The following is a 12,084-nucleotide window of genomic DNA, read 5'->3' as shown; positions in this document are numbered from 1 at the left end:
ACTGCACTCGATCGAGCCGAACGGCAGTCGATCGTCTGGAACATCATCCCGCCTCTGCGGCGATGAACGCCGCAGACGGATCGAATGTCGAAAGCAGTGTTTCAGGCAGCCTTGCGGGTGAAGAGGCGCGCGGGTGGTGTGCCGAGCCGCGACAGGCGTTTCGGCAGCAGGCCGAGCACTTCACCCGCGAATGCCTTGGCATTCTCCACCGCCTTGTCGATGTTGCTCACCTTGTTCTTATCGAGACAGAGAAGCGTCCCGCCTAGATCGAAAATATCGCGATAGGCCGCTCTCTCGACAATCGGCGTGCTGAGAACCGAGACATTTTTCTCGGCCAGCAGCATTTTGACGAGCAGTAGCGAACGCGTCGCCACCATGGCGTTCACCCGCGTCAGCACGATGGAATGGGCAATCTCCTTGCCCATCTTGCGGTTCAGGAATTCGATGTGATCAAGGACTTCGGCAGCGCCGCGCGCATCCATGGCGCAGCCCTGAACCGGGATCAGTACATGGTCGGAAATACCGAGCGCCATGGTCAGAAGCGGATTTTTCGCCCCCGGCAGATCGATGATGAAACAGTCGGTGCTGCTTTTATTCTCGCGGATATGGCCCTCGAGCGACGCCATGGTCACATGCGAAATCACCGAAAGATTTTCGATCTCACCTGATAATTCGTGCCAGCGGGAAATCCACAATTGCGGATCGGCATCCAGAACCGTCACGCGGTGGCCGCTGCGGGCCAGTTCGGTTGCCAGAAGCAGCACGGCCGTGGTTTTTCCGGCACCGCCCTTGGTATTGGCGAAAGTGATGACTGACATGATACCCCCTGTTGGTCAGAGCCGTTTCATGCTCATTCACGCACCGAAGCAATCCATGGTGCTTTCCATAACCTTAACGAACATGGTTAAGAAAAAGCTAAGAACGGTTATGCCCCGCAACGAAAAGCCCGCGACCGGGTCGTCGCGGGCTTCTCCAGTTCAGTGGATTACATCAGCTTACGGCAGGAACCCACATCGTCCGCCCGTAACCGGCCGGCTTTAAGATCTTCATATTTGGGCAGATTCAGTGAACCGCCCAGCCTTTTTTCAACGGTATTGCGATCAAGCGAAATCATGCGCCCGGCACTGGTGAAGGACACCATGCCATTCTTTCCGGAATAGGCCATGGTCGCGCGCATCTCGCAAAAATAGCGGTCAGAACCTTTAGACAGGTTCCAGCCTCGAATTCCCGCCTTGTTGCTCGAGAGGGCTCCAACTTTGTAGCCCTGCCCTGAAAGTTCCTTAAAAGAAGCAGCCTGCGTAACGACGGGCGACCCCAACAACGCCACCGCGATCAGTGACGAAAAAAGTGAGAATCTCGCGGTCACTCTGCCCACCCCTTAAAAGCAAGCCTCAAAAAGCGCCTTGGTATTTTCCAGCGTCATCGGCACCGGATTGCCGCCGCAGCTAGGATCCTTGATCGCTTCCGCCGCCAGTTCATCGATACGGTCCGGCTTGATGCCCATGGCGGTGAGATTTTCAGGCACGTTGAGTTCCTTGCGAAGTTCCAGCACGTAGTCATAGAAGCCGTCGAAACCACCGGAGATGCCGAGATAGGCGGCTGCGCGGGCAATCTTGTCTTCAATGGCCGGACGGTTGAAACGCAGCACCGCTGGCATGACGACGGCATTGGTCATGCCGTGATGGGTGTTGTAGACCGCGCCGATCGGATGCGAGAGCGAGTGAATGGCCCCGAGCCCCTTCTGGAAAGCCACCGCCCCCATCGCTGCCGCTGCCATCATATTGGTGCGCGCTTCAATATCCGTGCCGTCCTTATAGGCGCGCGGCAGGAATTCCTTGACGAGACGCAGGCCCTCCAGCGCTACACCGGCGCTCATCGGATGGAAGAAGGGCGACGAATAGGCTTCGAGGCAATGGGCGAAGGCATCCATTCCCGTGCCGGCCGTGATGACCTTCGGCATGCCGACCGTCAGTTCCGGATCGCAGATGACGACGCCCGGCAAGAGCTTCGGATGGAAGATGATCTTCTTCACATGCGTCTGCGAATTGGTGATGACGCTGGCGCGGCCGACTTCCGAACCGGTGCCCGCCGTGGTCGGAACCGCAACGATGGGCGCGATCTTCGAAGCGTCCGCCCGTGTCCACCAGTCGCCGATATCCTCGAAATCCCAGACCGGACGCGTCTGTCCGGCCATGAAGGCGATGGTCTTGCCGAGATCGAGACCGGAGCCGCCGCCGAAGGCGACGACGCCGTCATGGCCGCCATCGCGATAGGCTTTCACGCCCGCTTCCATGTTGATCTCATTGGGGTTCGGATCGACATCGGCGAAGATCGCCCGGCCGAGGCCTGCCTCTTCCAGCACGTCGAGCGCATGCGCGGTGATCGCCATATTGGCAAGGCCGCGATCCGTCACGAGAAGCGGCTTCTTGATACCAAGCGTCTTGCAGGCTTCCGCCAGTTCCTTGATCCGGCCACGGCCAAGCTTGACGGCGGTGGGGTAGCTCCAGTTGGCGACGATATTCATTTCGTGACTTTCTTCAAATGGTAGGATTTCGGACGGGTCAGGTTCTGGAAACCAAGCACGGAGAGCGAACCGCCACGGCCGGTTTCCTTCACACCGGTCCAGCAAAGCGCCGGATCGAGATAATCCGCGCGGTTCATGAACACGGTGCCGGTTTCGATCTCGCGACCGATCCGCGCAGCCCGCGCCGCATCCTGCGTCCAGAGCGAAGCGGTGAGGCCGTATTTGCTGTCATTCATCAGGGCGATGGCTTCATCGTCGTTCTTGACCTTCATGATGCCGATGGCAGGACCGAAAGTCTCTTCGGTCATGAATTCCATGGAATGATCGACATTGACGAGGATCTGCGGCGCGACATAAGCGCTTTCACCGTCATCGGCAGAGAACAGCTTCGGATCAACCAGCGCCTTCGCACCCTTCGAAACAGCATCAGCAATCTGCGCCCGCACCACCTTGGCAAAGCGCTTGTTGGCCATCGGCCCAAGCGTCGTTTCCTGTTCTAGCGGATTGCCGAGCTTGTAGTTCGAAACCCACGCCACCGACTTCTCGACGAATTCGTCATAGAGGTTTTCGTTGACGTAGATACGCTCGATACCGCAGCAGCATTGCCCGGAATTATAGGTGCCGCCGTCCATCAGCGTATCGACGGCGGCGTCGAGATCGGCATCCTCCATCACGTAACCGGGGTCCTTGCCGCCAAGCTCAAGCCCGAGACCGGTGAAGGTGCCGGCAGCGGCGCGCTCGATGGCACGGCCGCCTTCCACCGAGCCGGTGAAATTGACGAAGTTGAACAGGCCCTCGGAAATCAGCGCCGAGGTCGTGCCATGGTCGAGGAAGACGTTGATGAAGACATCGTCAGGCACGCCAGCCTCGACGAAAGCCCTCACCATCCGCTCGCCCACCAGCAACGTCTGCGCCGCATGTTTGATGACCACCGTATTGCCGGCCATCAAAGCGGGCGCGACGGTGTTGATCGCCGTCATGTAAGGATAGTTCCACGGCGCGATGACGAAGACCACACCATGCGCCTCGCGCTCGATGCGGCGTTCGAAATTTCCGCTTTCCTCGATGACGAGCGGCGCCAGCGCATCGGCGGCAATCGACGCGACATAATTGGAGCGCTCGTTGAATCCCTTGAACTCGCCGCCGTAACGAACCGGACGGCCCATCATATGCGCCAGCTCCGGCACAACGTCATCAACCATTTCGTTGAGGCGTGCGACACCCTTCAGAACCAGCTGAACGCGGTCCTCAAGCGGGCGTCGAGCCCAATCTTTCTGTGCCTTGCGCGCTTTCGAAACGGCGGCCCGCGCCGCCTCCAGCGACATCGCCTCCCGCTCGGCATAAACCGAGCCATCGATGGGCGAGATATTCTGGATCATGGTCATGATGTTTTCCCGTAATGATTAGGCTCGTTCGAAACCGCGCGCCACTTCCCAGTCGGTCACGCGGCGGTCGTATTCTTCCTGCTCCCACCGTCCGGCATGGACGTAGTGATCGATCACGTCGTCGCCGAAGGCGCTGCGCAGCATTTTCGATCCGTCCAGAAAGGCGGTGGCGTCGCGCAATGTCTTGGGTATCTCGCGCACGCCATTGCCGCCATAGGCGTCGCCGACAAAAGCGGGCTCAAGTTTGAGTTTATTTTCGATGCCGTCAATGCCCGCCGCGAGAAGAGCGGCCATGGCGAGATAAGGATTGAGATCGGATCCGCCGACACGGCATTCGATACGGATGCCCTTGGTGCCTTCGCCACACAGGCGATATCCCGCCGTGCGGTTGTCGAGGCTCCAGATCGCCTTGGTGGGCGCAAACGTGCCAGCCATGAACCGCTTGTAGGAATTGATGTAGGGCGCCAGAAAATAGGTGACGTCGCTGGCATGGGTCAAAAGACCGGCAACATAATGCCGCATCAGCTCCGACATGCCATGCTTGGCGTCCTTGTCCAGAAACGCCGGGGTCTTGCCGTCTAGGCTCCATAGCGACTGGTGAATATGCGAGGAACTGCCGGCGGCGTTGTAATTCCACTTGGCAAGGAACGTCACCGCCTTGCCCTTGGACCAGGCGATCTCCTTGGTGGCGTTCTTGATGATGGCGTGCCGGTCAGCCATGGTCAGCGCCTCGGCATAACGCACGTTGATTTCCGCCTGACCGGGGGACGCCTCGCCCTTGGAATTTTCGACCGGAATTCCCGCACCCTGCAGGCCCTTACGCAGCGCGCGCATGACGTCCTCTTCCTTGGTCGTCTGGAAGATGTGGTAATCCTCGTTATAGCCGCTGGCGAGGTTGAGGTCCTTGTAGCCGCTGACGCGCGCTGCATCGAAAGTCTGGTCGAACAGGAAAAACTCCAGTTCGGTCGCCATAAAGGCTTTCAATCCCATGGCCTCCAGCCGCGCCACCTGCTTTTTCAGAAGCGCGCGCGGCGAATGTGGCACTTCTTCATGGGTGTGATGGTCAAGCACATCACACAGCACCAGCGCCGTGCCTTCCAGCCACGGCACGCGCCGCAGCGTCGAAAGGTCGGGTTTCAGTACATAGTCGCCATAACCCTTTTCCCAACTGGAGGATTTGTAGCCGGGAACGGTTTCCATCTCCATGTCGGTGGCAAGCACGTAGTTACAGCTATGGGTTTCCTCATAAGCGCTTTCGACGAAGAACTCCGCCTGGAATCGCTTGCCCATCAGACGCCCCTGCATGTCGACAAGGCAGGCCAGAACCGTGTCGATGCGCCCCTCGGCGACATCCATCTTAAGCGCGTCGAATGTATAGCTCGTCATTTTGTCCGTTCCCTCTATTGTCCTGGCCGGGCGGCCGGATGCGGCCGCCCGTTTGTTTGAGTATCAGGCCTTTGCAGCCGCCGCTGCCATGGCAGCCTGCTTGTGCTCCAGTGCGAATTCCTCTTCCGGCGACAGGATGAGGCGATGGCGCCCGATAAAGGCGAAATAGGCGATCGCCACGGCAAACCACACCGCTACCCAAAGCACGCCCTTGCTGAAGTTCGGATCCTGGATCTGATAAAGCAGCGTGACGATGGCGATGATGATGGTCAGCACCGCGCCCGGAATGCCGAAGGGCGAGCGGAAAGGCCGCTCGATATGCGGCAGGTTTTTCCGAAGCAGGATGAAGGAAATCGCCTGCAGGATATAGGAGAACATCGCACCAAACACGGCCATGTTCAAAAGAACGCTGCCGATGATACTGCCGCCCTCTTCCGCACCCAGCGAGAACCAGATGACCAGCATGACCGCAAGACCGACAAGCGCGCCGGCAATGTTGGCGACGAACGGTGTGCGGTATTTCCGATGGGTAATCGACAGCACGGTCGGGAAATAGCCCGCACGCGACAGCGAATAGATCTGCCGGCCCTGCGCATAGAGGATCGTATGGAAGCTGGCGATCAGACCCGTCAGCGCCACGAGACCGAGCAGCACCACGCCGCCATCACCATAGATTGCCTTGAAGCCATCCAGCAGCGGTTCAAGCGACGAGCTGAGATGGAAGGCGCCAACGCCCGGCAGGGACGGGTTGAGCAACACGATCATGAAGGCCGAAACCATCAGCGTGATGACGCCGAGAATGATGCCCTTCGGCATGTCGCGTTTCGGATCGACCGATTCTTCCGCCGCCAGCGGCAACTGTTCGATGGCGAGGAACAGCCAGACCGCGAAAGGCAGCGTGGCGAGAACGCCCGAAAAACCGAAGGGGAAGAACGAACCGCCGCCCTCCGGCAACTCCACCGCCTTGCCGTCAGGACCGACGCCGATATTCAGCGCATAACGTGAGAAATCCATGTTCGGAATGGCGCTGATCCAGAAGAACACCAGAACGCCGAGCGAAATCAGCGTGATGACCAGCGTCACCTTGAAGGAAAGCTCCAGCCCGAAAACGTTGAGAGCAAGGAAAATCACATAGAAACCTATCCACACAAAGGGTGAATAGGCCGGATCGAGCCCTAGAATGGAATTCATATAGGCCGTGATGAAGGTCACGATGACCGCCGGCGTCAGTACATATTCGACATTCTCACAAAGCCCGGTGACAAAGCCACCCCAGGGACCCATCGCCGTGCGGGCGAAGGAATAGGCCGCACCCGTATGCGGCAAGGCCGGGCTCATTTCCGCGATCGAAAATGTCAGCCCGAGATACATGATGGCGATGATGATGCCCGCCACCAGCATGCCACCCCAGCCGCCGGTGGAAAAACCGAAATTCCATCCGGAAAAATGCCCTGATATGACCGCGCCGACACCGAGCGCCCAGAGCGACCACACGCCCGCATAACGGGATAGTCCGCGTTTTTCGAAATAGGATGCATCAGCCTTCTTATAGCTGACGCCTGATGATGAACTGTCCATGCCCTTCTCTCCTGAATAAGAAAAAAACAAGCCAGTCAGCCATTATTGGCCGATTGTGCCCCAGTTTTCAGCACTTGCGGAATGTTTCCGCGCTGTGCCGCACGCACTTGCTGTTCCCTTGCCGCTTCATGCCTTTCCGGCTTTCCTTGAATGTCGGCAGTCTCGTTTTGACGACCGGCCCCGGTGTTTTCACCATCGGCCAGCCCTTTGCTCCCTCACTCATCGATTGATGAGAGCGCCTTCCCCATAAGCTCGTGGAGGAAACCGGCGATGGCCGCCTGCTCCCCTTCATTGGTGACAAGATCGTTGCGGATCTCGATCATGACGTTCAAAAGCCCGTCCGGCAGCGCATGTAGCCTGAGCGTATGCGTTACGCCGTCTTCCGGGCCGTAAGGATCGTTGCGGTTGATCGTCAGCGCCGACCCTTGCGCGCCCGCCAGCATCGCGTCGGCCAGGCGACTATCGGTATCGTGCAGAATGCCGATCTGCACCGGGCGGAATTTTCCGTGATAGACAGGCGTAAAACTGTGAACCGTCACCACCACCACCTTACGCCCGGCGGCCTGCCGCTCGGCGATAATCTGGTTCACCCGGTCATGAAATGGCACGTAGAGCGCCGACGTGCGGGCATAACGTTCCGCCTCGCCAAGCTCGAAATTACCGGGAATATCGTAAATCTCGCTCTTCACCGGCATGGCGGAAGGTGATTCGGGCGGGCGGTTGCAATCATAGACGAGCCGCGAGAACCGCTGGTAAACGAGCGTGGCATCCATGGTTTGCGACAGCAACCGGGCAACGGCGAGCGCGCCGGGGTCCCAGGCCGCATGGCTTGCCAGCACCTCCGGCGAAAGACCGAGCGTCCCCAGTTTTTGCGGAATGGTCGCGGAGGCGTGTTCGCAGACAAGCAGGACGTCACCACTGGCCCCGGCGTTCTCGACACCGACAGCCTGCCCCTCTGCTTCCGTGAAAAACCGTGAACGCACCGTCATGCAAGCATCCGCTCCGAAACCCGCTATCCCGCCAATGCCGAAAAGAATTCTTCACATTAATGCCAGTGTCAAATGGAATTTTGAAATTTTCTCTTCATTTTTTCCATTGACTCGATAGCTGACTGAGATGTTTATTTGAGCCAGCACACCGGCAAAAAGACCGGAAGGGGAAAAATTTGCGCAGCTCGACCGCAACCGTGTCGGATGTCATTCATGGCCACTACGATGCGCTGACCCGTTCGGAAAAACGGCTGGCGGAGAGCCTGCTTGGCAACTACCCCGTCTCGGGTCTGGGCAGCATCACCACGATTGCCGAAAATGCCGGCGTCTCGACGCCGACCGTGGCGCGCATGGTCCAGAAGCTCGGCTATAAAGGCTACCCGGAATTTCAGGCGCATATCCATCAGGAACTGGAAGCGACGATCTCCGGCCCGGTCGCCAAACATGACCGCTGGGCCACCAATGCGCCGGGCCTGCATATTCTCAACCGCTTCGCCGATGCCATCACCGGCAATCTGCGCGATACGCTGAGCGACCTCGACACCGCCGTCTTCGACAATGCCGCGGCACTGCTTTCCGACCGCAAACGCAGCATCTATTTCGTCGGTGGCCGTATCACGGGTGCCATTGCCGAATATTTCTTCACCCATATGCAGGTGATCCGGCCGAAAACGACGCTGATGTCGTCGAACTCCAGCGCCTGGCCGCAATATATGCTGAATATGAGCGCCGGCGACGTGCTGGTGATCTTCGATATCCGCCGTTACGAACACGATATGACGACGCTCGCCGAGGTCGCGAAAGCAAACGGCGTGCAGATCATTCTCTTCACCGACCAATGGACATCACCTGTGGCGCGCCACGCGCTGCACATTTTCCGCGTCAGGATCGAGGCGCCCTCGGCGTGGGATTCCTCGGTCGTCACGCTGTTTGTGGTCGAAGCGCTGATCGAAGCGGTGCAGAGCGGTACCTGGGATGAAACGAAGCAGCGCATGAACGCGCTGGAGGGCCTGTTCGAGCAGACGCGTCTGTTCCGCCGGCCGGATCGGACTTGAGTTGCGTAGCCGGCATACGACTTGACGCGGATGCCACTCGCTGATTGGATACCTGTGATCGCTACCAGCACGATAAAACAGGGGAAAACACCAAGCTGGGGAACGTATCCTGCCAAACGGACGACAACGGACAACTCCCGCAATTGCAGGCAAAAAGCCTGATAATGGCGGAAAACGGGCGTAAAGTGACGGAATCCGGATAAATAAATTGCAATCCGGCCGTCACATTAGCTTCATCTAGAATCCGTATCAGCGTCCGCAATATGAGAACACGAAGAGGAGAAAAAAGTGATCTCTCACTGCCGCCGACTGCTCGCTACGACCACCGCACTGGTCATCGCCTCCACCGCCATCGCTGCCGCTGAACCGAGCGCCGAACTGATCGCTGCCGCCAAGAAGGAAGGCATGCTGACCACCGTCGCGCTGCCGCACGACTGGTGTGGTTACGGCGACGTCATCGCCGCCTTCAAGGCGAAGTACCCGGAAATCACCGTCAACGAACTGAACCCCGACGCCGGCTCCGCCGACGAAGTGGAAGCAGTCAAGGCGAACAAGGACAACAAAGGCCCGCAGGCTCCTGACGTCGTCGACGTCGGTCTCGCTTTCGGCCCGCAGATGAAGGCCGAAGGCCTGCTGCAGCCCTACAAGGTCTCCACCTGGTCCGAAATCCCTGACAACGTCAAGGATGCCGACGGTTACTGGTACGGCGACTATTACGGCGTCATGTCGATGTTCGTGAACAAGGACCTCGTCAAGAACACGCCGAAGGACTGGGCCGACCTGCTGAAGCCGGAATATTCCGGTCAGGTCGCTCTTGCCGGCGATCCGCGCGCCTCCAACCAGGCCATCCTCGGCGTTCTCGCCGCCGGTCTTTCCACCGGTGCGAAATCCGGCAAGGAAGCCGGTGAAGCTGGCCTGAAGTACTTCGCCGACCTCAACAAGGCCGGCAACTTCCTGCCTGTTATCGGCAAGGCCGGCACGCTGGCGCAGGGTGCAACCCCGATCATCGTCGCCTGGGACTATAACGCACTTTCCTGGAAGAAGACGCTGAACGACAACCCGCCGACGGAAGTCGTCGTTCCCGAGAAGGGCGTTCTGGCTGGCGTCTACGTGCAGGGCATCTCCGCTTACGCGCCGCATCCGAATGCTGCCAAGCTCTGGATGGAACACCTCTACTCCGACGACGGTCAGCTCGGCTGGCTGAAGGGTTATTGCCACCCGATCCGCTTCAACGCCATGGTCAAGGCTGGCAAGGTTCCGCAGGAACTGATCGACAGCCTGCCGCCGGCAGCAGCCTATGAAAAGGCGATCTTCCCGACGCTCGAGGAAGTTGATGCCAACAAGGCCGCCGTAACGGCCGGCTGGGATAGCGTCGTCGGCGCGAACGTGAAGTAAATTGTTGAAAACGCACCCCGGCTGATCAAAGGCCGGGGTGTTTCTCTTATAATAAATACCTTAATAGACAGACCGTTCGAAAACGGCGTTTGGGGACAACGCATGCCATCAACCAACACCGGCGGACCATCCGACGCAGGCAGAAAGTTGCCGTTGCACTGGATAGGCGTCTTACCTTTTGCCGTTTTTGTCATGCTGTTTCTGATCATGCCGACGATGAAGATCGTCATCGGCGCGTTTCAGGATGCCGATGGCAGCCTGACATTGGAAAACATTGCCGGGCTTTTCACCCCGTCCATCCTCTCGGCCTACTGGATTTCGATCAAGATCAGCCTCGCTTCGGCGGCCCTCGGCTGCCTGATCGGCTTTGGCGTCGCCGCCGCCGTCGTGCTCGGTGGTTTGCCACAGCGCATTCGTGGGCCGCTTCTGACCTTTTCCGGCGTCGCCTCGCAATTTGCGGGCGTGCCACTCGCCTTCGCCTTCATCGCCACCCTCGGCCCTGTCGGCCTGCTTACCGTCTTCCTGAAGACGCAGATAGGCATCGATCTTCGGTTGCTCGGCTTCAACATCCTGTCCTTCTGGGGCCTGACGGTCACCTATCTGTTCTTCCAGATACCGCTGATGATCCTCATCATCACGCCGGCGCTGGACGGCCTGAAGCGCGAATGGCGCGAAGCAGCGGAAATTCTCGGCGCAACCGGCTTTCAATATTGGCGCATGGTGGCATTCCCCATCCTGCTGCCGTCGCTGCTCGGCACCATGTCGCTGCTGTTCGCCAATGCTTTCGGCGCGGTGGCCACCGCGATCGCGCTCACCGGCTCCTCGCTCAACATCGTGCCGATCCTGCTCTTCGCGCAGATCCGCGGCGACGTTCTCGGCAATCCGCACCTTGGTTACGCGCTCGCCTTCGGCATGATCGTCGTGACAGGCATTGCCAATGCGCTTTACATCTGGCTGCGCGCCCGCAGCGAAAGGTGGCTTAAATGAAGAAGTTCTTCGCCTGGGGCGCGCTGGTCTTCGGCCTGCTCTATTTCGCCCTGCCGCTGATCGGCATGACCAACTTTTCGCTGAAGATGCGGCGCGGCGAATATTCCTTCGACGCCTATGGCAAGGTGCTCAGCGATCCGCGTTTTCAGGAGACCTTCAGCTACTCCGTCGTGATGGCGCTGTTCACCATCGTCTTCGGTGTCCTGCTTGTCGTGCCCACCGCCTATTGGGTGCGGCTGAAACTGCCCGGCCTGCGGCCCTATATCGAATTCATCACGCTTTTGCCGCTGGTCATCCCGGCCATCGTCATCGTCTTTGGTTACATCCGGCTTTACAACACCTCCAGCTGGCTGCCGCTGACCGGCACGACCTTCGGCACCAACCTGCTTTTGATGTTCGGTTATGCGACGCTCGCTTTGCCCTATATGTACCGTGCCGTCGATACCGGTCTCAGAACCATCGATGTCTCGACGTTGACGGAAGCAGCGCAAAGCCTTGGGGCCGGCTGGACGACCATCCTGTCGCGCATCATCCTGCCCAATGTTCTGGTCGCCGTGCTGTCAGGTGCGTTTTTGACCTTCGCCATCGTCATCGGTGAATTCACCATGGCAGCCCTTTTGAACCGCCCGGCCTTCGGCCCCTACATGCAGCTGCTCGGCGCCAACCGCGCCTATGAACCGGCAGCGCTTGCCGTGATTTCCTTCGGCATCACCTGGGGTTGCCTGGGCCTGATCCAACTCGTTTCACGCTACCAGAAGGGCGCGCCTCCCAAGGCCTGAGGACAG

The 12,084-nt window shown here is 59.0% G+C and carries 11 protein-coding genes; 4 read left to right on the top strand and 7 right to left on the bottom strand.

Annotated elements, in window-relative coordinates; genetic code table 11:
- Positions 1-101: 101 nt before the first annotated feature.
- The 7 genes from FCH38_RS08160 to FCH38_RS08130 form a co-directional block, all read right to left on the bottom strand.
- Complete coding sequence (locus FCH38_RS08160) at positions 102-818, bottom strand: ParA family protein (RefSeq protein WP_153515028.1); 717 nt, start codon at positions 816-818, stop codon at positions 102-104.
- Positions 819-985: 167 nt separating this feature from the next.
- Entirely contained in the window at positions 986-1,366 is a 381-nt protein-coding gene (locus FCH38_RS08155) for a hypothetical protein (protein ID WP_110760159.1), read from the bottom strand.
- A 12-nt stretch (positions 1,367-1,378) separates the two neighbouring features.
- Entirely contained in the window at positions 1,379-2,524 is a 1,146-nt protein-coding gene (locus FCH38_RS08150; RefSeq protein ID WP_153515027.1) for an iron-containing alcohol dehydrogenase, read from the bottom strand.
- A complete protein-coding gene (locus FCH38_RS08145) occupies positions 2,521-3,909 on the bottom strand; it encodes an aldehyde dehydrogenase family protein (RefSeq protein WP_174373444.1) in 1,389 nt (462 codons plus the stop codon). Before FCH38_RS08145 ends, FCH38_RS08150 begins: the two co-directional genes overlap by 4 nt.
- 18 nt (positions 3,910-3,927) lie before the next feature.
- Positions 3,928-5,295 (bottom strand): glutamine synthetase family protein, encoded by a 1,368-nt coding sequence (locus FCH38_RS08140; protein ID WP_174373443.1) that lies wholly within the window; start codon positions 5,293-5,295, stop codon positions 3,928-3,930.
- Between the two features lie 63 nt (positions 5,296-5,358).
- Positions 5,359-6,873 carry an amino acid permease gene (locus FCH38_RS08135; RefSeq protein WP_153515024.1) on the bottom strand — a complete coding sequence of 505 codons (1,515 nt, stop codon included), beginning with the start codon at positions 6,871-6,873 and terminating at the stop codon, positions 5,359-5,361.
- 215 nt (positions 6,874-7,088) lie between these two features.
- Complete coding sequence (locus FCH38_RS08130; protein WP_174373442.1) at positions 7,089-7,862, bottom strand: N-formylglutamate amidohydrolase; 774 nt, start codon at positions 7,860-7,862, stop codon at positions 7,089-7,091.
- Positions 7,863-8,038: 176 nt separating this feature from the next.
- On the opposite strand from FCH38_RS08130, the gene FCH38_RS08125 reads away from it, so the two are divergent.
- From FCH38_RS08125 to FCH38_RS08110, 4 genes are all read left to right on the top strand, one after another.
- Positions 8,039-8,917: a MurR/RpiR family transcriptional regulator gene (locus FCH38_RS08125; RefSeq protein WP_149900142.1), complete on the top strand. Its 879-nt coding sequence runs from the start codon at positions 8,039-8,041 to the stop codon at positions 8,915-8,917.
- A gap of 288 nt (positions 8,918-9,205) precedes the next feature.
- Positions 9,206-10,312 carry an ABC transporter substrate-binding protein gene (locus FCH38_RS08120; protein ID WP_149900141.1) on the top strand — a complete coding sequence of 369 codons (1,107 nt, stop codon included), beginning with the start codon at positions 9,206-9,208 and terminating at the stop codon, positions 10,310-10,312.
- Between the two features lie 102 nt (positions 10,313-10,414).
- Positions 10,415-11,299, top strand: coding sequence for an ABC transporter permease (locus tag FCH38_RS08115; RefSeq protein ID WP_149900140.1), 885 nt, complete (start codon positions 10,415-10,417; stop codon positions 11,297-11,299).
- Positions 11,296-12,078 (top strand): ABC transporter permease, encoded by a 783-nt coding sequence (locus FCH38_RS08110; RefSeq protein WP_174373441.1) that lies wholly within the window; start codon positions 11,296-11,298, stop codon positions 12,076-12,078. Before FCH38_RS08115 ends, FCH38_RS08110 begins: the two co-directional genes overlap by 4 nt.
- The last annotated feature ends 6 nt before the right edge of the window (positions 12,079-12,084 follow it).

It is taken from the genome of Agrobacterium tumefaciens, assembly GCF_013337285.1.
Taxonomy (GTDB): Bacteria; Pseudomonadota; Alphaproteobacteria; order Rhizobiales; family Rhizobiaceae; genus Agrobacterium; species Agrobacterium burrii.
Note: the sequence above shows the minus strand (reverse complement) of the source record. Positions and strands in the feature narration are given on the sequence as shown.

Bases quoted from the DNA above. Each gene is read 5' to 3' on its own strand.
- FCH38_RS08160 (WP_153515028.1), bottom strand. From the start codon at position 818: ATGTCAGTCATCACTTTCGCCAATACCAAGGGCGGTGCCGGAAAAACC.
- FCH38_RS08150 (WP_153515027.1), bottom strand. From the start codon at position 2,524: ATGAATATCGTCGCCAACTGGAGCTACCCCACCGCCGTCAAGCTTGGC.
- FCH38_RS08145 (WP_174373444.1), bottom strand. From the start codon at position 3,909: ATGACCATGATCCAGAATATCTCGCCCATCGATGGCTCGGTTTATGCC.
- FCH38_RS08140 (WP_174373443.1), bottom strand. From the start codon at position 5,295: ATGACGAGCTATACATTCGACGCGCTTAAGATGGATGTCGCCGAGGGG.
- FCH38_RS08135 (WP_153515024.1), bottom strand. From the start codon at position 6,873: ATGGACAGTTCATCATCAGGCGTCAGCTATAAGAAGGCTGATGCATCC.
- FCH38_RS08130 (WP_174373442.1), bottom strand. From the start codon at position 7,862: ATGACGGTGCGTTCACGGTTTTTCACGGAAGCAGAGGGGCAGGCTGTC.
- FCH38_RS08115 (WP_149900140.1), top strand. From the start codon at position 10,415: ATGCCATCAACCAACACCGGCGGACCATCCGACGCAGGCAGAAAGTTG.
- FCH38_RS08110 (WP_174373441.1), top strand. From the start codon at position 11,296: ATGAAGAAGTTCTTCGCCTGGGGCGCGCTGGTCTTCGGCCTGCTCTAT.